The organism is Hymenobacter sediminis (genome assembly GCF_003231285.1).
Classification (GTDB): Bacteria; Bacteroidota; Bacteroidia; order Cytophagales; family Hymenobacteraceae; genus Hymenobacter; species Hymenobacter sediminis.
The window spans coordinates 254,391-279,906 of sequence record NZ_QKNS01000002.1 but is presented as its reverse complement, the minus strand read 5'-3'; the positions used below and the strand labels follow the sequence as shown (position 1 = coordinate 279,906).

Annotated in this window: 22 protein-coding genes; 18 read left to right on the top strand and 4 right to left on the bottom strand. The window is 57.9% G+C overall.

The genetic code is table 11. The features are described 5' to 3' along the window. Positions 1-758: 758 nt before the first annotated feature. From DNI29_RS07745 to DNI29_RS07700, 10 genes are all read left to right on the top strand, one after another. Positions 759-3,221, top strand: a complete 2,463-nt coding sequence (locus tag DNI29_RS07745) for a TonB-dependent receptor (RefSeq protein WP_110977524.1) — start codon at positions 759-761, stop codon at positions 3,219-3,221. Positions 3,222-3,682: 461 nt separating this feature from the next. Further along, the gene (locus DNI29_RS07740) at positions 3,683-4,069 is read left to right on the top strand and encodes a hypothetical protein (RefSeq protein ID WP_110977523.1); all 387 of its coding nucleotides are present in this window, start codon (positions 3,683-3,685) and stop codon (positions 4,067-4,069) included. A gap of 260 nt (positions 4,070-4,329) precedes the next feature. Next, a complete protein-coding gene (locus DNI29_RS07735; RefSeq protein ID WP_110977522.1) occupies positions 4,330-4,791 on the top strand; it encodes a carboxypeptidase-like regulatory domain-containing protein in 462 nt (153 codons plus the stop codon). A 347-nt stretch (positions 4,792-5,138) separates the two neighbouring features. Further along, a complete protein-coding gene (locus tag DNI29_RS07730; RefSeq protein ID WP_110977521.1) occupies positions 5,139-5,822 on the top strand; it encodes a TIGR02117 family protein in 684 nt (227 codons plus the stop codon). 182 nt (positions 5,823-6,004) lie between these two features. Then, a complete protein-coding gene (locus tag DNI29_RS07725; RefSeq protein ID WP_110977520.1) occupies positions 6,005-6,397 on the top strand; it encodes a hypothetical protein in 393 nt (130 codons plus the stop codon). A gap of 99 nt (positions 6,398-6,496) precedes the next feature. After that, the gene (gene hisS, locus DNI29_RS07720) at positions 6,497-7,894 is read left to right on the top strand and encodes a histidine--tRNA ligase (RefSeq protein ID WP_110977519.1); all 1,398 of its coding nucleotides are present in this window, start codon (positions 6,497-6,499) and stop codon (positions 7,892-7,894) included. A gap of 171 nt (positions 7,895-8,065) precedes the next feature. Then, the gene (hutH, locus tag DNI29_RS07715) at positions 8,066-9,565 is read left to right on the top strand and encodes a histidine ammonia-lyase (protein ID WP_110977518.1); all 1,500 of its coding nucleotides are present in this window, start codon (positions 8,066-8,068) and stop codon (positions 9,563-9,565) included. A 136-nt stretch (positions 9,566-9,701) separates the two neighbouring features. Further along, complete coding sequence (locus DNI29_RS07710; RefSeq protein WP_110977517.1) at positions 9,702-11,660, top strand: T9SS type B sorting domain-containing protein; 1,959 nt, start codon at positions 9,702-9,704, stop codon at positions 11,658-11,660. Positions 11,661-11,785: 125 nt separating this feature from the next. Next, a complete protein-coding gene (locus DNI29_RS07705) occupies positions 11,786-12,121 on the top strand; it encodes a YbaB/EbfC family nucleoid-associated protein (RefSeq protein WP_110977773.1) in 336 nt (111 codons plus the stop codon). Between the two features lie 34 nt (positions 12,122-12,155). Continuing rightward, positions 12,156-13,193 carry a glycosyltransferase family 2 protein gene (locus tag DNI29_RS07700; RefSeq protein ID WP_110977772.1) on the top strand — a complete coding sequence of 346 codons (1,038 nt, stop codon included), beginning with the start codon at positions 12,156-12,158 and terminating at the stop codon, positions 13,191-13,193. A gap of 187 nt (positions 13,194-13,380) precedes the next feature. Here DNI29_RS07700 and DNI29_RS07695 read toward each other — a convergent pair whose 3' ends face one another. Beyond that, positions 13,381-13,599, bottom strand: a complete 219-nt coding sequence (locus tag DNI29_RS07695; RefSeq protein ID WP_110977516.1) for a PspC domain-containing protein — start codon at positions 13,597-13,599, stop codon at positions 13,381-13,383. Between the two features lie 162 nt (positions 13,600-13,761). Between DNI29_RS07695 and DNI29_RS07690 the strand changes: the two genes are divergently transcribed. The 3 genes from DNI29_RS07690 (at position 13,762) to DNI29_RS07680 (ending at position 17,724) form a co-directional block, all read left to right on the top strand. After that, positions 13,762-15,570, top strand: a complete 1,809-nt coding sequence (locus tag DNI29_RS07690) for a tetratricopeptide repeat protein (protein WP_110977515.1) — start codon at positions 13,762-13,764, stop codon at positions 15,568-15,570. Between the two features lie 83 nt (positions 15,571-15,653). Beyond that, the gene (locus tag DNI29_RS07685; RefSeq protein WP_110977514.1) at positions 15,654-16,604 is read left to right on the top strand and encodes a bifunctional helix-turn-helix transcriptional regulator/GNAT family N-acetyltransferase; all 951 of its coding nucleotides are present in this window, start codon (positions 15,654-15,656) and stop codon (positions 16,602-16,604) included. A 136-nt stretch (positions 16,605-16,740) separates the two neighbouring features. Then, positions 16,741-17,724: a pyruvate dehydrogenase complex E1 component subunit beta gene (locus DNI29_RS07680; RefSeq protein WP_110977513.1), complete on the top strand. Its 984-nt coding sequence runs from the start codon at positions 16,741-16,743 to the stop codon at positions 17,722-17,724. Positions 17,725-17,875: 151 nt separating this feature from the next. On the opposite strand, the gene DNI29_RS07675 is transcribed toward DNI29_RS07680, so the two are convergent. Further along, positions 17,876-18,547, bottom strand: coding sequence for a nitroreductase family protein (locus DNI29_RS07675; RefSeq protein ID WP_110977512.1), 672 nt, complete (start codon positions 18,545-18,547; stop codon positions 17,876-17,878). Between the two features lie 75 nt (positions 18,548-18,622). Here DNI29_RS07675 and DNI29_RS07670 point away from each other — a divergent pair, with 75 nt between their 5' ends. Then, positions 18,623-19,171 carry a DinB family protein gene (locus DNI29_RS07670; RefSeq protein ID WP_110977511.1) on the top strand — a complete coding sequence of 183 codons (549 nt, stop codon included), beginning with the start codon at positions 18,623-18,625 and terminating at the stop codon, positions 19,169-19,171. 84 nt (positions 19,172-19,255) lie between these two features. Here DNI29_RS07670 and DNI29_RS07665 read toward each other — a convergent pair whose 3' ends face one another. Continuing rightward, the gene (locus DNI29_RS07665) at positions 19,256-19,708 is read right to left on the bottom strand and encodes an acyl-CoA thioesterase (protein WP_110977510.1); all 453 of its coding nucleotides are present in this window, start codon (positions 19,706-19,708) and stop codon (positions 19,256-19,258) included. Between the two features lie 76 nt (positions 19,709-19,784). Further along, the gene (locus tag DNI29_RS07660; RefSeq protein WP_110977509.1) at positions 19,785-20,519 is read right to left on the bottom strand and encodes a class I SAM-dependent methyltransferase; all 735 of its coding nucleotides are present in this window, start codon (positions 20,517-20,519) and stop codon (positions 19,785-19,787) included. Between the two features lie 94 nt (positions 20,520-20,613). Here DNI29_RS07660 and DNI29_RS07655 point away from each other — a divergent pair, with 94 nt between their 5' ends. The 4 genes from DNI29_RS07655 to DNI29_RS07640 all read left to right on the top strand — a co-directional run bounded on the left by DNI29_RS07655 (position 20,614) and on the right by DNI29_RS07640 (position 25,431). Continuing rightward, positions 20,614-20,790: a DUF2256 domain-containing protein gene (locus DNI29_RS07655; RefSeq protein WP_110977508.1), complete on the top strand. Its 177-nt coding sequence runs from the start codon at positions 20,614-20,616 to the stop codon at positions 20,788-20,790. Positions 20,791-20,880: 90 nt separating this feature from the next. Further along, a complete protein-coding gene (locus tag DNI29_RS07650) occupies positions 20,881-21,279 on the top strand; it encodes a hypothetical protein (RefSeq protein ID WP_110977507.1) in 399 nt (132 codons plus the stop codon). A 511-nt stretch (positions 21,280-21,790) separates the two neighbouring features. Continuing rightward, on the top strand, positions 21,791-22,267 hold the full coding sequence (locus tag DNI29_RS07645) for a nucleoside deaminase (RefSeq protein WP_110977506.1): 477 nt from the start codon (positions 21,791-21,793) through the stop codon (positions 22,265-22,267). A gap of 206 nt (positions 22,268-22,473) precedes the next feature. After that, the gene (locus tag DNI29_RS07640; protein ID WP_162303547.1) at positions 22,474-25,431 is read left to right on the top strand and encodes a T9SS type A sorting domain-containing protein; all 2,958 of its coding nucleotides are present in this window, start codon (positions 22,474-22,476) and stop codon (positions 25,429-25,431) included. Positions 25,432-25,516: the final 85 nt, after the last annotated feature.

The following is a 25,516-nucleotide window of genomic DNA, read 5'->3' as shown; positions in this document are numbered from 1 at the left end:
AAGCCTATCAAAGTTGTTCAAGCTGAAGGTAAACCTCCCCCTGCCCTTTCCTCAGCGAGAGGGGTAGTACGCACTTTGGCAATGTAAGCCCCATGATTCTGTGCCCAGTCCGGCAAGCCGAAATAGTGTGGATGCTTAGCCCTTCTACTCCTACCCCCTAAGTCTCTGTAAACCCTTACAGCTAGCAAGTCCCTACCCCCTCATCATCCACCAAACCTGCCATCAGGCGAGGGCCTTTACATCTATATATCAGATTGATAAGATATTTTCTGCTTTTCAGGCAACGAATAATATCTGCCTTGCATCTATTCCCCTGACAGCCAATTAGCAATGCCGTCCATGCTCCTGTCCTTTGTGTAGCAGGCGCAGTTTGCACAGCCTGAATTCCGCAGAACACAAGCTTTTCACCGAATTGAAAAATAAATTCTGCTAGTACCTTGCGTTGCATAGTACCTTCGCTTACCTTTGGACCATTGATTAGCTGAACTCTTTGCCCCGGCGCTCCTCCTAACCCGAGCTGCCCGCGGCAGACGCCAGACACCACCGCAGGCCAGTCGGGCCGGGTGTTGGGTAGCCCGCCGGAAACGCTGTTTCCTGCCGCTGCGCTTGTGTTCTGGCCGCTTGGCAGCCCGCATTTAGTGCGGCGCGTGTCCCTGCTTTTCGTGTCTGAATTTCTGGCAACCATGCCAGCCCAGCGGAACCGCGGCCGCCGGGCACGGCCTCTCCTTGCCTGATTCGTCCTCCAACCACTCCCTTTTATGACTTCCTCCCTGTCTTCCGGCCGGGCCCTGCGGGGCCTGGGGTTCCTTGCTATGCTCTTTCCGCTGGCCGCCGCGGCCCAGCAGCAACCCGCCGGTTCCGTCAGCGGCACCCTGCTCGACCAAGCCAATGGTCAGCCCCTGCCTTTCACCAACGTAGTTCTGCTCCGCGCTCAGGACTCCAGCTTTGTGGCCGGGGCCGAAACCCTGGAAAATGGCCGTTTTCAGCTGGAAAAACTAGGGTTAGGCGACTACCTGCTGAAGGCTTCGGCCGTGGGATACAAGGGTTTCCGCCGGTCGGTGAGCCTGACCAGTGCTACCCCTTCGGTGCAGCTGGGTACCATGAAGCTGACGCCCACGGCCACGCAGCTGGCCGGCGTAACGGTGCAGGGCGAGCGAGCCGCCGTGCAGGAAAGCCTGGATAAGAAAGTCATCAACGTAGAAAAAGACCTGAGCAGCGTGGGCGGTACGGCCGTAAACGTGCTCCAGAACGTGCCTTCCGTAACGGTAGCCGCCGATGGTACCGTGAGCATGCGCGGCTCCTCCAACATCACTATTCTCATTGACGGCAAGCCCAGCAACTCTGCTAACAGCGGAGCCGGTGGCAACCGCCTGGAGCAGATTCCGGCCAGCGCCATTGAGCGGGTAGAGGTAGTAACCAACCCTTCGGCCCGCTACGATGCGGCCGGGGCCGGTGGGGTGCTCAACATCATCCTGAAAAAGCAGAAAAAGGACGGCTGGAATGGGCAGGCGGTGCTAAACGTGGGCACCCGCGACAAGTACAACACCAGCCTGAGCCTGAACCGCCGCACGGGCAAACTTAACCTGTTCGGCTCCCTCGACCTGCGCGACGACCATTACCGCAGCCGCATGTGGAGCGACCAGTACACCACCCTGGAAGGCCAGGAGCTGCGCACGTATCAGCAGGGCAACAACCTGCGTCACCAGCAGAACTACAGCGGCCGCCTGGGCCTGGACTACACCCTGCCTGCCAATCAGACGCTCACGTTCACAGTGGAGCCCAACCTGAACCGGGGCAACAACACGGGCCGGCAGCTGGCTACCCTCTCCGGCGCCACCGATGCCCGCATCGGGAGCACCTTTGGGGTAAAGGAGGCCGTAGATAATATCGACGCCTCAATGGATTACCGCCGCACCTGGGATGCGCACAAAGGCCGCGAACTGACCGCCAATGCCGTATACACTTACCTTGATGCAGATGTGGTAGTGGCCCAGCGCAACACGGAAGGCGCCGAAGATCTGCGCGAGTGGAAGCAGGACCTGCAGGTAGGCCTGCACGCAGTAGGCGGGCAAGTAGATTACGTACACCCATTAGGCGAAAAGGCCCGCCTGGATGCCGGCCTCAAGACGCAGTACCAAACCAACGAGGGTACCGATGACTTCCTGCGCCAACAAAACGACGGCCCGGGCTTCGACCGCCTCGCCGACCGCTCTTATCAGTACACGTTCCAGGAATATCAGCAGGCTGGCTACCTTACTTACCAACAAGAGGTAGGCAAGTGGCGCATGCAGGGCGGCTTGCGGGCCGAGTACACCAATACCAACGGCGAGGTACTCAACGGCAACGGCCCCTTCAAGCTCAGCTACCTGAACCTGTTCCCATCGGCTACCGTGGAGCGCACCCTTCCTACCGCCGACCAGCGCGTGAAAGTGAGCTACTCCCGCCGCCTGAACCGGCCGAACTTTATGCAGCTGCTGGCTTTCCCGCTCTACCAGGACCAGCGCACCTACCGCATCGGCGACCCTTCTTTGCGGCCAGAGTACATCAATGCACTGGAGCTAGGCCACCAGATTACCATGGGCCAAGCGTCGCTGACCTCCACCTTGTTCTTCCGCCACACCGATAACACCATTCAGCGCTTGGTACGGGTTGATGAAGAAGCCACCCGCCTCTACGGAGCCGGCGCGGTTATCACGGCCCAGTACGTCGATAACTTCGGGCAGGCCACGAGCTACGGCGCTGAGGTTTCGTTGAACCAGCCCCTGGCAAAGTGGTGGCGCCTGACGGCTAGCGGCTCGCTGTTCCAGAACACCGTAACGGCAGCCACGGGCAACGAAGCCAACCGCCGCGTGGTATCGGGCACGGCCCGCGTGATGAACTCCTTTACGCCTACCCCCAAGCTGGACTTCCAGCTCACGGGCAACTACCGCGCCGCCGCTGTCACGGCCCAGGGCCGCATTGCTCCAGTCGGCTCCGTGGACATAGCGCTGCGCCAGCGCCTGTTTAACGACCGCGCCGCCCTGACCCTACGTGTATCCGACATCTTCAACACCCAGCGCAACCGCACCGAGTCGTACACCGAGAACTTCCGGGCTGAGTACTACAACAAGTGGGAGTCGCGGGTAGGCTACCTGGGCTTCAGCTGGTACCTGGGCTCCAACAAACCGCCCAAGAAAATTGAAAACCAGCCCCAGGGCGGTGGTGGCGGCTTCGGCGGCTAACTCTGGTCGGCTTCTGATGATTAGGTTGTCAGGTGCAGTAACACCCCGTTATTAGGCGCCTACCCTTGGCCTTACTTCCAACCGCGCACTCCCCCAGCTACAACCCTTTCTAACCATCTGGCCGACAATTATTTTTCGTCTTTCAGGCATCTATTTCGCTCCCTATATCATCTATTAATTAGTTGCGCATCTTACTGGCAGACAAGTAGCTACTTCTGCTGGTTCTCGCCCCCGCTTCGGTCCGCGACGACTTGCCTCCGCTAAGTCATGGCCACCCGCCTACCGAAGCTGCTCCGCCCCCGGGCGGGGCGTCGTCCCCCACCGTGCTGCGGCGTTTGCTGAAGTACATATCGGGGCCTGCCGCTCACATTTCTTTCTGCTGCTCTTGATTTCTCGGCCAACCCGCAGGTGTGGGTAGCCGGAGAGCGGCTTCTTACATCCTTTCTTTTCCTGCAAAAACCATGAAAACTTCCCTGCTCTCCCGCCTCAGCCTGCTCGGCCTAACCCTCGCCCTCTCCACTACCCTGGCCAGCGCCCAGACCACTTTGTACAGCGAGGCTCCAATCGTAGCCAAATCGGGCTACTGGACCTTGGAAACTAATCCTAAGCAGCAGGATTACACCATCATTCGCTTCCACAACGACGACCACTCGGTGCTGTATGAGGAACGCTTGAACGGGGTTTGCCTCAACCCAATGAAGAATATGGCCACGCACCGCCGCATGGCCCGCATGCTGGGCACGGCCCTGGACCAGGTGCAGCGCACGCAGTCGAACTCAGTAGTGGCGAATAAGATACTGGCCCAGAACCGTCGCTACACCCAGCGCGCCTACGCCTCGCTCCGGTAAGTTACCCCGGCCCGCTAGCTGCTACCACTTCTATCCTTCGTTTGTTCTATAGCCTGGCTACCTGCTTATTTATTTAGGAAGCCCCTTCTGCCCCGCCTTGCGCTGGGGCGCCGCCCCACTGGTGCCTGGCCCGTTGCCACCCACCGCCCTGGGCTCGATGCTACCCCCATTTCCTGCCGACGTGCTACCGCTCCGGAACGACTTTCGTCGTTTCCCTGCCCCTCCCATGCCGGCGCCCCTCCTTTTCCATTATATCTGCCATGAAAACTTCCTTTGCTTCCGCTGCCTTGTTGGCTATGTCTGTTCTGGTTGCTGCTCCTCAACTGCCCGCTCAGGCTACCCCCTCGCCGGCTCGTGGCACGGTATCGGGCCGTCTTTTCGATGGGCAAACCCAGGAGCCCATTCCTCACTCGTATGTGGTAGTGCTGCGGGCCTCCGATGGGCGGTTCGTGAAAGCCGTGGAAACCGATGCTAATGGCCGTTTCCGCGCCTCCGGCCTACCCTTAGGCCGCTACACGGTGCGGACTACAGTGCTAGGTTATCACGGCATTCGGGCGGCGGTGGCCCTGCACTCAGTGCGGCCTCAGCAGGCACTGGGCACGGTGGTAATGGTGCCGCTGGGCATGCAGGTAGCCAAAGCCGACAAGCAAGCCTGGGCCAACCGCAGCCCAGCTGTAGCCGCCGTGGAACCCCGCCGGCCCGCAGTGCGGGTGGGTTCTTAGCTGAGTAGCCTACCCCCTGCACCGGCGCTAAAGCGCCTGTATTACTGCCGTCCGTTAGCTTTCCCTAGAGAGCCGACGGACGGCAGTAGCGTTACGGCTTGCGGGCTCTGGTTTGGCACCGGAACCGTCGGGTCTGTTTCGCGCTGACATTTGCCGTCTTGGAGGGGGTAGGCAGACACATACTTTCGGCATGCATGGCGCGGCGGGGCCTGACGGCTCCACAGGTAGGCCGGACGGGCATAGTCCGAAAAACTACCCGCACAATCCAGAACCAGCCGGACCAAGCAGGGGTTACGCCCAGATAAAACCGGTATCAAGGTGCAGCTTCCTACCCCTTCCTGTGCCCGATGCCCCTACCTTCGCTACGTCTTGTTATCCGCCTGCTGATGTCGGCCCTTGCTGCCTTTATCCTGTTTCTGCTGACCGGCACTTTGGTGCCCGTGAACCGAAAGTTTCAGCAAACGCCCGATGGGGTGCCTATTTACGTGGTGTCCAATGGCTTCCACACCGACGTTGTCCTACCCCTCCGCGACGCCCAAACCGGCCAAGACTGGCTCCAGACGCTAAACCAACCCGCCCTCTCGACCCGGTTTGCGCGCTACCCCTACGTAGCGTTTGGGTGGGGTAACGAGGGGTTTTACCTAGGCTCTATGGGTGGCAAGTTTCCGGGACCCAAGGCCGTTGTGGGGGCTTTGTTTCCGTCCCGCACCCTCATGCACGTCGATTTTTACCGGGCCGCGCCGGCCGCCGGAAACCGGGTGGTGCCTTTGCGCATTTCGCCTGAGCAGTACCGCCAGCTTACAGCCTACGTGCAGCAATCTTTCCTCCCCGACAGCCTCGGCCAGGTGCAGTTGCGGCAGCCGACCGGCTACTCGCCCGAGGATTTTTTCTTTCTGGGCCAGGGCCGCTACCATGCCCTACGCACCTGCAACGACTGGACCAACCAGGGCTTACGAAGGGCTGGACTGCGAGCTGCCCTGAAGGCTCCACTAGCGGGCTCTGTGATTTATCAAATTCGGCGTGCCCGGTAACGTATTAAAATAGTGCTGTTGAGCTTAGATGCAATTCTGTCAAATCATAGCCCAATTTAAGTGCAATAGACCTCAGTATTCAGTTATAAAATGCTATTTATTCTGCTTTTCTCGCAGAACTTTGTTGAATCAAAACGCGCTAGTATACCACGTCCTGAACTATCCAACGTTACATTTTGGCTATGCTAGATGTACACCGTGAGCTACTACCAAACGGCTTTCTTCTTATTCTCTCCCCCGATACTTCCTCTTCCGACGAAGTGAAACTTACTCGGGCCTTGCACCGGGCTAGCCGCAGTGATAAAATGGCTATTCTGGTGGATTTGAGCTTGGTTGATTCGCTTTCCGATGAGGCCATAGATTTGCTACTGGCGTATGCGTTCATGCTGCACGCCCAGGATCGGCGCCTGATTTTGTGCCACGTTCCCCAGCACGCTCAGCACCATTTCCTCTACCTCGACGCCGCCTCTCAACCGTTGCTGGTGCCTTCCCTGCTGGATGCCATGCAGGAAATTGACTTTACCATTGGGCAGAACCAGGCACCGTATATAGGCAACATCGGCACCTCGTACTAGACTTGCAGCGCCCAGGAACGGGTTTGAAATACGGCACTCTGCAAAATCCGATGTAAACCACGAATTTTGCGGCCACATTTCCGCATCCCGATTTTCCTGATGAGCGCCCAGAAACCCAGCATCCCCCGCGGCACCCGCGACTTCGGCCCCGCCGTAGTGGCCCGCCGCAACTATATTTTCGGCGTCATCCGCCGCGTATTTGAGAAGTTCGGCTACGCTCCGCTCGAAACCCCTACCCTCGAAAACCTGTCGGTACTCACTGGCAAGTACGGCGAGGAAGGCGACCAGCTCCTGTTTAAAGTTCTGAACTCTGGCGACTTTGCCAAGGACGTTACGGCCGAGGACTTGGCCGCTGAAGGCCGTAGCAAGCGCATGCTGCCTAAAGTAGCCGAGAAAGGCCTGCGCTACGACCTGACAGTGCCCTTCGCCCGCTACGTGGTGATGAACCGCAACACGCTGGTATTTCCCTTCAAGCGCTACCAGATTCAGCCCGTATGGCGCGCTGACCGTCCCCAGCGTGGCCGCTACCGCGAGTTTTACCAGTGCGACGCCGACGTGGTAGGCACCGATTCTTTGCTTTGCGAGGCGGAAATTGTGCTGATGATGTCGGAGGTGCTTACCACGCTGGGCCTGACGGACCACACCATCAAAATCAACCACCGCCGCGTGCTGGGCGCCTTTTACCAGGCCCTGGGCGGCGAAGGCACCGAAGTGGATCTGTTCACGGCCATCGACAAGCTCGACAAAATTGGCCGTGAGGGCGTGGAGAAGGAACTAGCGGAACGCGGGTTTTCAGCCCCGGCCATTGAGCGGTTGTTTGATCTGCTGGGGGTAGGCGGCGACTTCGAGGAGAAGCTGGAGCGCCTGCTGGCAGCCTTTGCTACGGCCGGCGTAGAGCCCGACAATGCCGATGGCTACAAAGGCCTGCAGGACCTGACGAGGGTGTTGGAATACCTGCGCAGCTTCGGTTTCGAGAAATGGCAGAACCTGGAGTTCGACGTGACCCTGGCCCGCGGGCTGAGCTACTATACCGGCTGCATCTTCGAAATCAAGATCAACAACGTGAACATGGGTAGCGTGTCGGGCGGCGGCCGCTACGACAACCTCACCGGTGCCTTCGGGTTGCCGGGTGTGTCGGGGGTAGGCTTTTCCTTCGGGGTAGACCGGCTGTATGACTGCCTGGAGGAGCTGCAGCTCTTCCCGGAGGCCGTAGCCACTACCACTCGCTGCCTGGTAGCCAACTTCGATGCCGAAAGCGAAGCGGCTGTGCTGCCCGTGCTGCGCCAACTGCGTGAGGCTGGTATCCCGAGTGAGCTGTTTCCGGAGTCAGGCAAGCTGGGCAAGCAGTTCAAATACGCCGATGCCAAGGGCATTCCTTACGTGCTGATTCAAGGCTCTGAGGAGCGTGCAGCTGGCCAGTTCAAGCTTAAAGCCCTGAATACCGGTGCGGAACAGACCGTAACCCTGGAAGAGGCCGTAGCCGAACTGACGAAATAACCTCTTTCTATCTGTCGTCCAGCGCCTACGCACAGGACCTCTGCAGAAGGGCACTCAAGTGAGAAGCCACCAGCAGCAAAGGTCCTGTGCGTAGGCGCTGGATGAATGATTTATTTCAGGCAGCTTCCTTCTGCACTTTTACCATCCACCCGCTCGTCCCTTCGTATCCGCATGGCTCAGGACTTTGCCCTCACCCCGTCTGCCCACCTCGACCTAGCTACCCTTGATGAGCTGCTGCGCACCAAAGCCCGCGTAGTGCTCAGTGAGGAAGCTCGCCAGCGCATTGAGGAATGCTACCAGTACCTGCACAACCGGCTGGATAGCATGCAGGATGCGGCTATATATGGCATTAACACTGGATTTGGAGCGCTGTGTAATCAGGTGATTCCGACGGAGCAACGCCAGCAGCTGCAGGTGAACCTAGTGATGTCGCACGCCTGCGGGACGGGCGAGGAAGTACCGGCCGAACTGGTGCGGCTGATGCTGCTGCTGAAAGCCCAAAGCCTGAGCTATGGCCACAGCGGCGTGCAGATCGGCACCGTGCAACGCCTGCTCGATTTTTATAACCGGGGCATGCTGCCGGTGGTGTACCAGCAGGGTTCTTTGGGGGCCAGCGGCGACCTGGCTCCGCTCGCTCACCTGTGCCTGCCGCTGCTAGGGCTAGGCGAAGTGAATTATGAAGGCTACCGCCTGGCTGCTTCGGACGCCATGAGCCTGTTCAGCTGGCAGCCCCTTACTCTGGAGGCTAAAGAAGGCTTGGCTTTGCTGAACGGCACTCAGTTTATGCTGGCCTATGCCGTACACGCGCTGCTCCGCACCCGCCGCCTGCTGGCCGCTGCCGACGTTATCGGGGCGTTGTCGTTGGAGGCGTTTGATGGCCGCCCCGAGCCGTTTGATGAGCGCCTGCACCGCATTCGGCCGCACGCTGGGCAGCTTACCGTGGCAGCACGGATTCGAGGATTGCTAGGGGGTAGCGAGTTGCAGCAGCAGCCCAAAACCGCCGTGCAGGACCCCTACTCTTTCCGGTGCATGCCCCAGGTGCACGGTGCCTCCCGCGATGCGCTAGCCTACGTGCAGCAGGTAGTAGAAACCGAGTGCAACGCCGTCACCGACAACCCCAACATCTTCCCCGAAGACGACGCCATCCTGAGCGGGGGAAACTTCCACGGCCAGCCCCTAGCTCTGGCTCTTGATATGCTGGCCATTGCCACGGCTGAGCTGGGTAGCATTTCGCAGCAGCGCACCACCCAGCTCATTAGCGGACAGCGGGGCTTGCCGCCCTTCCTGGTGGCTGAGCCAGGCTTGAACTCGGGCCTGATGATTCCGCAGTACACGGCCGCTGGCATTGTCAGCCAGAACAAGCAGCTCTGCACTCCGGCTTCGGTGGACAGCGTGGTGAGCAGCAACGGCCAGGAAGACCATGTCAGCATGGGAGCCAACGCAGCTACCAAGGCCCTACGGGTGGTCCAGAACGTGGAACAGCTGCTGGCTATTGAGTTGCTGAACGCCACGCAGGCACTGGAATTCCGCCGGCCCGCCCGCACCTCAGCAGCCCTGGAGCAGCTAGTAGCTGCTTTTCGGGAGAAAGTAGCCTTCGTGGCCCAAGATCGGGTCCTGTACCCCGATTTGCACGCCGCCGCAGCTTTTGTGCGTGGCTATGAATGGGTCTAATGTATTTGGCTGCTGTAGAATAAGGGCGAACGACGAACAACCTCTCAGCTGCCAAAACCAGGCGGCCCTACTTACCGCGCGGCGAAACCTGCTACTTTAGTTGTGCGCACAGACGCAACCACCCCGCGGCTTCGTTATGGAGATAGTGAAAAAACTACTCGTCTTTCTGCTACTATTAAGTGCAAGCATCCTGGGCCAGCCGTACGCAGCCCAGGCGCAGTGCGACCGGTCGAGGCCGTGCAACCCTACCCCTGGTATTTCCTTCAAGGTGTTCGACGCCGTTACGAAGCAGGAGGTACAGGAGCTGTGTGTAGGCCGCCGGGTCCGCTTCGTGAACACCAGCAGCTCCACGATACCGGGCCAAGAAGACATTGTGCGCTACGCCACCGGCAGCACCGTACTCTGCTGCGGCGCCGACTTCCCCGACACCGTTTCGTTCTATACCCCTACCGCGCCTGGCATCCTGATTATTACCCAAAACAAAAACCCGGCGGGCTCTACCCTGTCTATTATTTCCTCCCGCAATATCATTGTCCGGAACTCTGCCGCCCCGGCCTTTACCCTCACAGCCTGCGCCCCCGGCTCCGTAGAAGTCACTATTACAGACGCTGGCTACGATCAGTACTTGGTGCGCGTAGGCAATAGCGCGCCGGTAGCCGCCGCACGCAACACCCCCACTACCTACCCCACCGGGGGCGCTAATGCCGTAACTGTAATTGGCCGCTATGCCAATGGCAGCTTGTGCGAAGGCAGCAGTACCCGCACGTTTACGCCCCTACCCCCGCCTCAGCGCCCAACCCTTAGCAGCCTAAGCCTTCAGGGCTCTACGGCGCAACTCTTGTTTGGGAATCTGCAACCCGAGTACCAGTACCGCCTGCAAACCGCCGATGCCGCCGCGCCGGGCGGATACCGCACGCTTACCACCCTTTCAGGCACCGCCACTTCGTATTCGCTCAGCAACGCAGGTCCTGCTGGCTGCTTCCGGCTTTTGCAACAGGATGCCTGCCAACCCTCCGTAACGAACACAGCCTCGGTGGCCGTGTGCGCCGTGAGCCTAACAGGCACTTCCCAGGATGGCCGCAATTTGCTGCGCTGGACCAGTGAAAGCGGCGGCAACGCTACCCTCATCCGCACCAATGGTACCACCACTACCCGGATTCCGGTGCCCGGTGGCAGCACCCAGTACGAAGATGCGGCCGTAATTTGCGGCACTACCTACCGCTACCGCGTCAGCCTCGCTACCCCCGATTTCACTTCAACCTCTGATGAAGTTGCCGTGGTTACGTCGGCGGGGCCCGCGCCGGCCGTGCCTCAGTTGGCTGCCACCTTCAACCTGCGCAACCAGGTAGAGCTAACGGCCACCGTGGCTGGAGCCCCGGCCGCCGGGCCTGTTACGTACCTGCGCAACGGCACAGAGCTAGGGACGGCAGGGGCTGGCGTTTTTCTGGACTCTCTGGTTTCTCCTTCCCTCCCGAATGAGCTGTGCTACTCGGTGCGGCAGCTGGATGCTTGCGGCAACCGCTCGGCCAACAGCCCCACCGTATGCCCCGTACGCCTGGAAGCCCGCAAGACCGATGACAACAGCAACACCATTCAGCTTACCTGGACGGCCCTGGGCACGCCTGATGCCGCATCAGCAGTAACCTACCGCGTAGTTACCCTTTCCGCTACCAACGCGGTGCTCAGTGTGCGCCCGGTTTCAACGGGGCTAACGTATCTGGATTTACAGCCCCCGCAGGAGCAACAGGTGGTGCGCTACCGCATTGAGGCCACCACCGGTACCACAACCAGTTACTCCAATGTAGCCTCGGTGGCGCGGCCGGTGGCAGTGTTTGTACCCACGGCTTTCACCCCCAACGGCGACGGCCTAAATGATGTGCTGGAGCTGAAAGGGCGCTACCTCGACAACTTCCGCTTTACGGTGGTGGACCGCAACGGCCGGCAGGTGTTTCAGGCTACCTCCCGCACCCAGACTTGGGACGGCCGCATTGGCACGGCGCCGCCGGTGCAGGGCACCTACGTGTGGCGCTTTGAGTCGACGGACCAGACGGGGAAGCGCACCGTCCAGAACGGCACCGTTACAATTCTGCGCTAGCCCCTAGTTGCACGCCTGAGGCAGCTTATCAGTCGGGGCCGCCGTACTAGAGGCGGCGCCTCCTACCTTTGCGCCCCGCGAAAATGTGTTTCGCGGCAATTTTTCACCTTATCTACGACGCGCTGATGTTTGATATGATGGGCATGATGGGCAAAATGAAAGAGCTTCAGGATAAAATGAAGCAGGCCCAGGACCAACTCCAATACGTAACCGCCACCGCCGAATCGGGGGGCGGGCTGGTGAAAGCTACGGCCAACGGGCAGCGCAGCCTGCTGAAGCTGGAAATTGATGAGAGCCTGCTGCAACCTCAGGACCGCGACATGCTGGCCGACCTAGTAGTTGCCGCCGTGAACAAGGTGATGGAGGAAGCCGGAGAGAAAGCCAAAGAGGAAATGAAAAAGACAACCTCCGGCCTCATCCCCAACATTCCGGGCCTCGACCTCGGCAGCTTTGGTCTCTGATTCGGGAGCCGCCACCGCTGGCTTTTGCGCCGATGTGGCGGTAGTAATTTTGAACTGGAATGGCAGGGACTTTCTCCGAAGGTTCCTGCCTTCTGTGTTAGCACATTCCGATGGCGCGGCGGTTTTCGTGGCCGACAATGCCTCCTCCGATGACTCGGTGGCGCTACTAACCCAAGAGTTTCCGCAGGTGCGCGTGCTGCAAAACCCCAGCAACCTGGGGTTTTGTGAGGGCTACAACCACGCCCTACGGCAGCCCGGACCTGAATTCAGCTACTATGTGCTGCTCAACTCCGATGTGGAAGTGACGGCCGGCTGGCTACGGCCTCAGCGCGAGCTGCTGGAAAGCAACCTGCGCATTGCCGCCTGCCAACCCAAAATTCGCCAGTACAGTGAAAGCCCGGTTGAGCGCCAGCAGTTTGAGTACGCCGGCGCCGGTGGCGGCTACCTCGATCAGCTGGGCTACCCCTTCTGCCGCGGCCGACTCTTCGACACCCTGGAACCCGACGCCGGCCAGTACAACGACCCACGCCCAGTGGCCTGGGCTACCGGCGCCTGTATGCTGGTGCGCGCCACCACTTGGCATGAGCTAGGCGGGCTGGAGCCTACTTTTTTTGCGCATATGGAGGAAATTGACTTGTGCTGGCGCTTGCAGAATGCAGGTTACGAGGTGTGGTACCATGGGGGCGCTACGGTGTTTCATGTGGGCGGTGGCACCTTGCACAAATCCAACCCGCGCAAAACCTACCTCAACTTCCGCAACGGACTGGCGCTGGTGTACAAAAACACCCACCCCACCGAGCTACCAGCCGTGATGATCAGCCGGGTAGCCCTGGATTGGGTAGCGGCCCTGCGTCTGCTGCTACAAGGTGCTACTGCTGACTTTCAGGCCATCCTGCGCGCCCACTGGCACTTTGTGCGGCGGCTTTCCTACTGGCGCACCCAGCGGCAGAAGTTTCCGCCGCGTTTGCGGGCTATAGAGCGGGCCGGCGTGTATCAGGGCAGCTTGGTATGGGCCTATTTCGGGCAGGGCAAACGTCGGTTCTCGGAACTCGACCCACAACGCCTACCCTGATGCAAGCAGTTAAGCGCTATAAAGATGGTTTTGCTGCTAGTGGGCAAGATGTTCCTACCCCTATCACTTTCGCTAATCCCTCACTAGCCGCGGGCTTTCTTACCTAATGAGAAAATAAGAAAGCCCACGGCTAGTGGCTAGCGGCGCGGGCTTTCAGGAAAGTTCAGTAAATCGGGTAGGCGTAAGCCTACAGGTCCCAGACGGTGCTGCGCTGCCGGCGCATGGCGCGCCGCACGTTTATCCAGAACGCTAGGGCAAAGTACAGCACGATGGGCGAGCCAAACGTAAAGAATGACGCATACACAAACGACAAACGGATGCTGCTGGTTGAGAAACCCACCCGCTTGCCAATGGCGTCGCAGACACCGAAGCTCTGCTTTTCAATAAAGTCGGTTAGTCGTTTCATAACTCCTGCTGTATCCAGTTGCCGGCAGTGGCTCACCTGATGTCAAAATACAATGATTTGCGGCCTGTGTCAAGCACTTACGCAGGAAGCCCGCCGCAAGATACGTCTGTTCGCGGCCTTTTTCCGTTTGTTGTCTGAATTTCGCGCACCCGCTTCCTGCCCATGAGAATTTTGTTGTTCCGTATAGTTCCTGCTACCCTCTTTGGCGCCGCCTTGCTGTCGGGCTGTTCCCCACTTTCTAAAGTGCTCAAAAACGCCCAGGCCGGCCAGGAAATTACGGTGCAGCCCACGGTACTGGAAAGCAACGGCGAAAACGTGCTGTTTGAGGTAACGGCCAAGGTGCCGGCCAGCCACCTGCGCAAGGGAGCCGCTTACAACCTAGGCCTGAGCTACCGCTACAACAACGGCCTGCGCGAGGACACAGTAGGCCGCCTAACCTTTATTTCGGGCGAATACCTCTACGATGAGGAGCAGAAAAATAAGCTGGTTATCCGGAAGCAGTTTTCCTTTCCCTACACCCCGCAGAAAAGCCCCGGCGAGCTGATAGCCCTGCCTGATGCCCGCGAAACCAAGCCCAACGGCAAGCGCGTGAAAGGCAAAGAGCTCAAGCTAGCCCGTGGTATTGTAACTACCAGCCGGCTGGTAGTGCGCCAGGACACCGCCATTACGCTGCTACCTGAAACGGCCGATAATAACATGAGCGGCACGCGGGTTATGCCCTTCTTTTTTGATGCGGGCAAGGCTGAAATCCGCAATTACCTAGGTACCAACGTGGCGGCGTTGGAAGATTTCATTGAAGCTAATCAGCACACTGAAAAGGTGATGATTGTGGCGGGCCACTCGCCCGATTCCCTGGACCGCCACGACGCTCGCCTTGCCGATAAGCGGGTGCGGGCGCTGCTGAACTACTATAAGAAGCGCGTTGATACGGACTCCTACCTCAACAAAGTCAGCAACATCGACTTTGAAACAGAAGCCTACCACCGCCGCTGGGACCTATTTCTGAACAAGGTGCAGCAGTCGGCCCTGAAGCCGGCCCAGGTCGATTCGGTCCTCCTGCTCATCAATGATACGCCCGGCTCGTACGCCATCAAGGAGCAGGGCCTGCACAAGCTCTCCTTCTACGATTACCTGGAGCAGTACATTTACCCGGTTATGCGCTTTGGCACCATTGCCGTGCGCTACACCGCCCCTAAGCGCTACGATTCGGAAATCTACCTGCTTTCCAAAAAGATTGTGGAGAAGCAAACCGAAGCCGATGCCCTTACCCCCGAGGAACTGCGCTACTCCGCTACCCTCACCCCCCTGCTGGCCGAAAAGCAGCGTATCTATGAAACCTCAGTGGCTACTACCGGCCTCTGGCAAGCCTACCATAACTTGGCAGTGGTGCTGCTGCTACGTTCTGAAAAAGAGGTAAACCCGAAGGTACAGAAAGCTTACCTCCGGCGCTCGGCCGTCAACTTCACCTTGGCCGCCCACCGTAACCCCACGGCCGAGCTGTTCTACCGCGTGGGCAGTGCCTACCACCGTGCCGGCGACAAACTTGAAGCTCTCCAAAACTACGACTATGCCATTAAGCTAGGTGGTCCTAGACCCGTGCTCAGTAAAGTCTTCGCCGATAAAGCAGCCCTGGAAATTGAGGTAGGCCAGCTTGATGATGCTCTGCGCAGCCTGAGCTACAGCTCTAAAACCTACCAGAACATCATGAACCGGGCCCTTATTTATGTGTTGAAGGGCAATTATCAGGGAGCGGCCAACATCTACGCCGAGGCTATTGCCCTTCGCCCCCAGGACCCACTGCTGTACTACTGCTTGGCTATTGTGGCTGCCCGTCAGCAGAACGAGCCCGCCATGGCTATGCACTTGCGCCGCGCCGTGCAGATTGATCGGGCTTACGCTAACCGTGCCGTGGAAGACCTGGAGTTCCGGGATTTCGCTAAAGGCAAACAGTTTCTAGAAGCGTTACGGTAGCAGAAGTTTGCTGTGTTTTCTGTTAAATGAAAATATTTCTTCATATTCGTAAGTACTTACATTAGTATTTACAACTACTGCTCATGAACTTCTTCAAGCAACTAGGCCCGGCAGCACTGAGCAGCCGCCTACGCCGCCTCAGTGAACTGATGACCAGCCAAGCAGCAGATGTATACAGGTTGTATAATCTGTCATTTGAACCACGCTGGTTTCCTGTATTCTATACCGTTGCTATGCAGCCGGGCCAGCACGTAAATGAAATTGCTGAAAGCGTAGGCCACACCCACGCCGCTGTCAGCCAGGTTCTTAAGGAGCTGATGAAGCACGGCCTGATAACAGTACAGCGTGGAGAGCTTGACCAGCGCCGCAGTGTAGTTACACTCACCGACGCCGGGAAAACTATCTGGCCTACCCTTCAGCAACAGGCCAGTGACGTTGCCCAGGCAACCGACGCACTGCTGGCGGAAACGCGCCATAATCTGCTAAAGGCTATTGAGGAAATGGAGTATGCCCTGGCGCAAAGTACCCTAGCCTTCAGGGTGAAGACTATCCGGGACCAGCGCATAGCTTCCGAGGTACAAATCCTAACCTACACCCCCCAGCACCAGCCTGATTTCAAACAGTTGAACGTAGAATGGATTGAGCAGTACTTCCGTCTGGAACCCGCTGATCTCAAAGCCCTCGATCATCCTGAGCAATACATTCTAGAGCCCGGCGGACAAATTCTGCTGGCCTCGTACCAGGGGCAGATTGTGGGCACCTGCGCCCTCATCAAAATGGATTCAGAAACTTACGAGCTAGCGAAAATGGCCGTATCGCCAAGGGCGCAGGGGTTCGGGCTGGGCTTCCGGCTGGGGGAGGCAGCCATTAACCTAGCCCGCACGCTTGGCGCCAAAAGGGTGTATCTGGAAAGCAACACGAAGCTTGAACCGGCCATCAACCTCTACCATAAGTTGGGCTTCCGCAAAACGGTAGCGGGGCTTCCCTCCCCCTATGAGCGGTGCAATATTCAGATGGAGTTGCCCCTAGCCTGATACCCGGCTATCAGTTGCTGCTTTGGGTTTCCTAAACGCATTACTTGTCCTTCCCGGCTTGTCGTTGTAGCTTTACGCGCCGGATTGCCTCCGGCTTTTTGTTTCTGAACAGTTCTTTTCGACTTTCCTACCGATTATGCGGACCATCCAATTCCGGGAAGCCCTGCGTGAAGCCATGTCAGAAGAAATGCGCCGCGACCCGCGCGTATTTCTGATGGGCGAAGAAGTAGCCGAGTACAACGGCGCCTACAAAGTGAGCCAGGGTATGCTCGACGAATTCGGCCCGGAGCGCGTGATTGACACGCCTATTGCCGAGCTCGGCTTCGCCGGTATCGGCGTGGGCGCGGCGGCCAACGGCCTGCTCCCCATCATCGAGTTCATGACCTTCAACTTCTCGTTGGTGGCCATTGACCAGGTGATTAACTCTGCCGCCAAAATCTATTCGATGTCGGGTGGACAGTACTCCTGCCCCATCGTGTTTCGCGGCCCAACCGGCAACGCCGGTATGCTGTCGTCGCAGCACTCCCAGAACTTCGAGAACTGGTACGCTAACACGCCCGGCCTGAAAGTGGTAGTGCCTTCTACCCCCTATGACGCCAAAGGCCTGCTGAAAAGCGCTATCCGTGATGCTGACCCAGTTATCTTCATGGAGTCGGAGCTGATGTACGGCGACAAAGGCGAGGTTCCGGAAGAAGAGTATCTCATTCCGATTGGCAAAGCCAACGTAGTACGCCCTGGCGAAAATGTAACCATCGTGAGCTTCGGCAAAATGATGAAGGTAGCCCTTGGAGCTGCCGATGAACTGGCCAAAGAAGGCATCAGCGCCGAGGTAATTGACTTGCGCTCAGTTCGCCCCATCGACTATGACACCCTCATCGAGTCGGTAAAAAAAACCAACCGCATGGTGGTGGTAGAAGAAGCCTGGCCGCTGGCCAGCATTAGCTCGGAGTTGTCGTACATGGTGCAGCGCCGCGCCTTCGACTACCTCGACGCTCCTGTGCTGCGCATTACCAACATGGACGTGCCACTGCCCTACGCCCCTACCCTAATTGAGGCTGCCCTACCAAACGTAGAGCGCACTGTGAAGGCGGTGAAGGAAGTGCTGTACGTAAATAAGTAAGCCTTGGGCTTATAAGCCCCGACAGCCTTACCTAATCAAAAAGCCCGCTTTCAGCGGGCTTTTTGATTTTCAGGGGGGTAGGCAGTGGATTGCTGACACAAAGGCCGCAGACCAGAAGCCTGGCTGCACATAATCTGCCGGAGCCTGTAACTCAGTACCAGGCGCTAATGGCATCCAGCGGCTTGCGGCGCTGATCAGGTACTTGGGCATCCTCGGCGGGGTAGCCTACCGGAATCAGTAAGAAGGGCCGCTCGTTAGTGGGGCGCTGCAGCAGGCGGCTTAGGAAGTTCATGGGGTTAGGCTTGTGCGTAAGGGCCACGAGCCCACAGTGATGCACGGCCGCTAGCAATAGGCCAGTTGCCAGGCCCAATGACTCATTCACGTAGTAATTATGGCGGGTCTGGCCGTGTGAGTCTTCATAAATGCGCCGAAACACTACAATCAGCCAGGGTGCCTCCTCCAAAAATGGCTTTTCCCAGCAGGTGCCTAGCGGGGCCAAGTCTTCCAGCCACTCATTGGACATGCGGTGGGCGTAGTTCTCCACTTCTTCCTGCTCGGCAGCTTGCCGAATCTGGCGCTTTAGCTGAGGCTGCTGCACAGCGCAAAACATCCAAGGCTGCTTATTAACCCCGCTCGGCGCGGTACCAGCCGTCCGAATAAGGTTCTCAATAACTGCCCGTGGTACCGGCCGATTAGAGAACTTACGTACGGAGCGGCGCTGCTGCAGGTGTTCGTAATAGGCAGCACTACGGCTTAGCGTTTCTTCATCCGATAATGAGGGGCCTTGATAGGCCCGGAAGGGGTAGGGAGATGGCACGGGCATAGGTGGGCAGACAGGGTAGGGCGGAAGGAATTTACGTACCTTTTGCCCAAAGTACGCTTCTTCTCTTCTCTCCCCATGAATCATCGGTTGCATCTCCAATTCGAGCAGCTAGAACACGCTACTACCCGCCTGCTACAATCCGTATATGCCCTGGGCGAAAAGGCCTACCAGTCGCCGGGAACTGGACAATGGTCGGGGGCGCAGGTGGTGCAACACTTGGTGGTGTCGGAAACGGGTATTGGGCAGTACATGGAAAAAAAACTTCTCCAGGCCGATGCGCTGGCCAAAGCGGGTATTGGTTCCGTGCTGAAGTCGGGGCTGTTGCGGCTGTTGCTACGCCTACCCTTCACGCGCTTCAAAGCCCCGGCCCACCTCACAAAGCTTACCCCTACCGTAGTTCCGCCCTTGCCGGAGCTGCAGGCCGAATGGGAAGCCATCCGCCGCCGCCTGGAGCGCCTGCTGAACGAATATCCTGGCAACCTGCTTAATCGGGCTATTTTCAAGCACCCTCGCTCGGGCATGCTCACCATTTATCAAACCATGGACTTTATGCTGGACCATGTGTTGCACCACCAAAAGCAGGTAGCACGCATCAGCAAAGCCCTAGCCGAAACCGCAAAATAAAAAGCCAAAACCCGATGAACTGCGCAGTCCATCGGGTTTTGGCTTTTGCGGGGGGGTAGCAGCCTGGGGCCGCATCCGGCTTGCTCAGCTAGCTTTCCGAACGATGTCGGCGTACGACTCGTGGCGGGGCAGCTCGTGCATGAGGGCCGTAATTTCGGGGGGCGGCACAATGAGTTTACGGGCTCGCAAATCTAGCCAGGCTCCTTCTACAGAAACCGTAGCGGCTGGGCGGCCATCGGCTTTGTACAGCGTATGGATGATGTTCCAGCGGGAACCATCTTCGCTTAGCCCGGAAAGCTCGCCCGTAACGCGCAGTGCTTCGTTGATGTGCAGTTCCTTTAGAAACCGGGTATCCTCCCGAAAGAGAATCGGGCCTATGCTCAACTGCGCAAAGCGCTGCAGCGTGAAGCCATGCTGGGCTAGGTATTCAATGCGGTGTTGGGCAGCATAATCGGCGTAGGCCGAGTGACGCATATGGCCGTTGGGGTCCATATCGGCCCAGCGTACGGTGTAAGTGCGTTCGAAAGCAGCAGACATAGGAGCAGAGTTGGTAAGACGACAGATAACCCGCCGGCCGCAATTTAGTTGGCAAGCCGAGCTTTGGCTCTAGGTTTTAGCGCAGCGTAAGCCGAACGAGATACTGCTGCTGGTCATCTTCTTCGATAAACTCAACCTCATAGCCAGCGGCCTCCGCGTAATCCTGCAGAATGGCCGGATCAGCAAAAATCCATCGAAAGGGTGCGCCAACTTCCTGGGCGTAGTGCATGGTGTATTCTACCTCGCCGTAGTAAGGGCCGTTTAGGTCGAATACCAGCGCCCCGTCCTCGTCTTCATAGAGGTAGCTGATATCGGATGAGGTAGCCAGAATCTGCCCACCGGGTGCCAGCAGGTGCTTGGCATGGGCCAGAAACCGCTCCAAACCTTCCAGCGTTCCGGTCAGCCCGATGCCGTTCATGAGCATGAGCAGCGTATCAAATTTTTCGCCCTGAGTAAGCGCAGCGTCGTAAATATCGTGGCGGGACACTTCCTTGACACCGCGCTCCTGCATCACCTGCACGGCACCAGCCGATATATCTACGGCTTTCACCACGAAACCCCGCTGCTGCAGTTCCAGGGCGTGGCAGCCCGCGCCAGCTCCCAAATCGAGCACGCGGCCGCGGCATTCTTCCAGCGCTGTGCGCTCCATTTCGGGCATTTCCCATAAGGAGCGAAAGAAATAGGCGGCAGGAAGCTCCTCCTCATCGGCCACGGAGCTGTGCACGGCAATAGTGGCGCTCAGGTGGCCCTGCTGATAAGCGAGCAGTGCCTGGCCTACGGGGTCGGGGGTAGTGGAAGCAGAGTGTGACATGGGGCAAAGATACGCGGCTGAAGCCGGTGCAGTGCCCTCAGACCAACTTCCGGGCTTGTGCTGCGTTATTCAACGAGCTTATTACTCTTACCCCATGCCGTCCTCTACCCTACCCAAGCGCTTGATTAAAGGCAACTTGCCTATTAAAATCTGCCTTACCTGCGGCCGTCCCTTTGAGTACCGCAAGAAATGGCGAGCCTGCTGGGACGAGGTGAAGTATTGCGGGGAAAAGTGCCAGCGCAACCGACCAGCGGCTACGGCTGCTTCCTGAGCAACCATGCCGGTGAGGCGCTAAGTGCATCCTTTCCGGCCCGCCCTGCGTTGGAAAGCTAAACTATTCTTCTGAGCTCCCTTTTCTCCCATGGCCAGCAACCTCGACTACCTTGACCCCGCCCTACAACCTCTGGCTGACAAAGTACAGGCCTATATCCAGTGTGAAAAACAGTTTCAGCGGGCTGAAGTAGAGGCCACCGACCTTACCCACCAAGCGCCTACCACGGCTGCCGACGCCTTCGAGCAGCGCTCCGCAGCGGGCAGCTACAACCAGCCCCACGCAGAAATCCAGACCAAGCTTAGCAACCTGCGCCATGAGCTTGAACACCTCCGCCAAGAAGTTATCGACCTGCTGCCGGTACGCGACGAGTGGGTAAAAGTAAACCTGGGCTATGGCCCCAGCCGGGTTGGAGCTTTCAGCATCACTCCTACTACTGACGATGACCGCTCTGCTACCGCCGCGTACGAACTGCGCGTAGTAGTGTAATCACAAACTATGGCGTTTTATGCTGAAGCCGCTCTGAAACCAGAGCGGCTTTTTTGCGGGCTCTCGTCGCATATTCTTACAATGAAGGACAGCCTGTGCCGCTACAAGTCACCAGCGTTATTCTAACTTCCTGGATATCAGTCAATAAAAAAAAGGGCGACCAGTAGCCGCCCCCTTTTCCACAACCAAAACACCTAAAAAACTATTCTTTCGTTTTTCAGATGATCAAACTTCGGGCCAAACTAAGTAGCTCTCACTTGATTATCTGTGCGAAGAACAGCTTTCGTAGTGTCTACACGTTGTAGAGTCGGGGAAGAGGTAGCGGGGTTGCACAGGCCTTTAAAAAAATTTAAAAATTGATTTAGAGGCAGTGGACACGTAGGAAAAGAGCCTGGCCAGAACTTGTCACGTATTAGGTGACAATGACGCCATGGGCTATTTGCCGTATTTTGCGCAGTTTTTGGCCTGCTCTGCCGGCTCTATTGATAGTTCTTACCTCCGAAATTTCCCTATGGAAGCACCTAACCCCGACTTCATGCGCGAAGCAATTCGCTTATCCATTGAAAAAATGCAGGCTGGCTACGGTGGCCCCTTTGGCGCTGTAGTAGTGAAGGACGGACAGATCATTGCTCGTGGCTTTAACCAAGTAACCAGCACCCACGACCCTACCTGCCACGCCGAGGTGGATGCCATCCGCAAAGCCTGCGCGACGCTGGGCACCTTCCAGCTCGACGGCTGCGACCTGTACACTAGCTGCGAGCCGTGCCCCATGTGCCTCGGCGCTATTTACTGGGCTCGGCCACGCCGCGTGTTCTACGGCAACACCAAACAGGATGCCGCCGCAATTGGCTTCGACGACCAGTTTATTTACGAGGAGTTGGAAAAACCTTTGAGCGCCCGCCATATCCCAATGGTGGAATTGCTCCGCGACGAAGCTATAGCTGGATTCCGGGCTTGGGAGCAGCACGAGGGCCGCACAGACTATTAAACCGCATTTTAGGACAAACTCAGGTACTGGTCCCACCTAACGCCAAGGTCATCCTATTTCTGGAATAGGATGACCTTGGCGTTTTCTGTTGATTATAAACGTTTTTAACTATCGGAATAGGATGAAACTCTTTTGCTACCTGATGTATTAAGGCAGCAGTCTGAAACTAGCAGGCATTCTTTTTTATAACGATACCAATATTAATCTTGAAAAAAGAAGTTCTACTATTCCTTTTGTTTTGGATTCACGTAGCATGTGCCATTGCCCAAACCGGCAATTGGAATCCGGCCGGCGCAGTTACAACTTATCCTCGTACTTTACTTACGCCTGCTGCTATTCCGTCCGGGCGCGAGTTTCTGGCCGCTTCGCAGAATCTGGTTCTGTACAGCAGCTTGTATAACAGCATCTCGGCTGGCCTCCCTCAAGTAAACACTACTTCGGATGGACGCCGGGCCCGGGCCACCTTCGCCAAAAACGCGGCCTTTGTGGTTTTGATGGACCGCAAGCCCAGCGTCACTGCTCTTTCCCCCCTACCCTCCGCTGAGCAGGCAACCTACCAGCAGCAAGTGGTAGAAGCGCTGGAAAGCCTGAACCCGACGGTGGAGCCATTCGCCAGCTTCTCGGGCACTACCTATACTGAGTGGCAGTGGCGCTCAAAGGAACTGATTGATTACCTTATTGCTTACGACTTACTGCGGGGAGCGGGGGTAGAAGAAGCCGTATTACTCAAGAGCAAGGCCAATCTGCAGCAATTTGCGGGAAATCTGTACCGGGAGTCGAATCGTGCTTTTTTAGGCGTGTATTTCTTCCGCCAGATCAAGAACAACCATACCCTGATGACGGCGGCGGCATTGGGAATGGCGGCCGTAGTACTTAATGATGTCACCAGCACCGACACCAACCTGCAGCCGGTTAACTGGATAAACTCCGGGCTCTATCATATTGACAACGTGCTGTGGGCCGATGCCCAGCGCCAGTCAGACCCGGCGGCGGTAGCGGGCTACGCCGAAGGCCCGTATTACTTTAAGTATGCTTTTCTGAACTGCCTGCCGTTCTTCCGGGCCCTGGGCAATTTTGCCCCAGATGCTAGTTTTTCTTGCACGTACAACGGAACCACGCGCAGCATTCGCAACCCCTACTACGACCCGCGCTACGACCAGTTGTACGAATGGATAACCGCCATCCTGATGCCTGATGGTCGTTTTCCGGCGCTGGAAGACTCGTACGTAGATATGGGCATGCCGGAACTGGCTCTCACCGGCAAAAGCCGTTACGTGGTGCCGCTGCACCTGCAGCACCTCTCGGGCGGTCAGCTAAACTCCCTGAATGCTCAACTCCGCGACGCCACGGTAGATATGCGGGCGGCTTACCTGGCCGCGCAGATAACACCAGCTTCTCGTCCCCGCCCTACCCTTACTTACTTACCCCAGAGCGGCAACTTGGTACTGCAGGCCGGGCCCGACTCCGTGGCTACCTACCTGCATTTGTATGGCAAAGGCGGCACTATGCAAACCAACTCGGGTGGTCATAACCAGGCAGATGCTACCAGCTTTATCCTCCACACCCAAGGCCAACTACTGGCCCTCGATGCCGGTTATTTGAGTTATAACCGCCGGGCAGAGGTAGGCCAGGCCACCAACCATAATATGGTGCTGGTAGATGGCGCCGGCCCGGCTATCGGCAACGCTGGAGCGGCTAATGAGGCAAATGCTACGTTGCCCCGCGCTTTTGAGTCTGGTGGCCTGGCCTTCGGCGAAGCGCGCACTACCTACCAGAATGCTTCCGTTACCCGCAAAGTACTGTTCGTGCGGGGCCGCTACTACCTGCTGGCCGACTTCGTGCAGTCAGCGGGGCCGCGCCGCTATACCTGGCAGCTCCACGGCTACGGGCTGGCCGGAGGCACTGAGCAGACGGGCATTTTCCATGATAATCTGGCTCAGCAGGAAGGCTCTTGGGAGAAAAACGGTGCCCGCCTGCTCGCCCACGTTGCTACCCCAGGCACCACGGCAGCTTACAGTACCGCAACCGGAGCACACGAACTAGTTTATAATACTACCGAAAACCACACTACCCTGCTGGTAGAGCAAAACGATGCGGCTCAAACACAGTTTCTGGCCGCGCTCTACCCCAGCGCTGCTACCGCTGCGCCCGCCCAAATAACAACCACCAGCACCCCCGCCACAGCCGGCCTTGCGGCCTCCACAGATGGCTTCCGGGATGTGGCCTTCACCCAGACAGATACCGTGCTGACCACCAGCCCCGGACTGGACCGCCCCATCAGGTCCGATGCGCTGCTGACATTTCTCTCCCTAAACGAAGCAGGAACGCCCGTTCAGGCTTTTCTCGACGAGGGCACTGAACTGCGCTATGGGTCAGAGGTAGTGTTGCAGTCCTCGCGCCGGGCTACCATCAGCTGGCAGCAGTTGCCCGGCAATCAGTTTACTGTGTATGCCAGCCGGCCCACTACCCTTAGCCTGCACGTGGCCTCTGCGGCAGTAGCCGCCACCGGGCCAGGTGTTGCGCATAGTTCGTATAATGCTGAAACGGGTCAGCTGGTAGTTGAGCTTACGCAGGCCTCAGCCGTTACAATACAGCCGATTAGCCGCCCGTTGCCGGTAACGCTTACTTCCTTCACTGCCCGCCGGCAGGGTAGCGCCTCCACTACGGTAGAGCTCAGCTGGCAAACCGCTGCGGAGCTGCAGAACCGCGGCTTCGCGGTGCAGCGCAGCCAAGATGGGGGCCGCACGTTCCGGGACATCGGGTTTGTGACGGGCCGGGGCACCAGCGCCCAGGCTACTACCTATCATTTCACCGACAATGCTGCTCCTACTAGCATAAACTATTACCGCCTGCAGCAGCAGGATCAAGATGGCTCGGTGCAGTACTCCTCTGTAGTTCAGGTAGCCGCCGCAGCTACAGCTGTCACGCTAACGGCAGCGCCCGTTCCGGCCCGCGACTTCCTCACGGTTTCCTACCCCGATCCGCAGCAGCGCATCGACTTGCAGGTGCTGGACCGCAACGGACGGGTAGTATTGCGGGAACAATTTCAGCAGCAAACCCAGCTCAATATTCAAAGTTTAGCGCCGGGAATGTATTTCCTTCGGGCTCTGAATTCAACTGGTCAGATGGTAGCCACTCCCTTTAAAGTTCTGATTGAGAGGTAGGCTGAAGGCTCTACCGCTCTAAAACCGAAAAAGCCCGAACGCTCTAGCGTTCGGGCTTTTTCGGTTTTAAAAGCTAGGTAGCTTA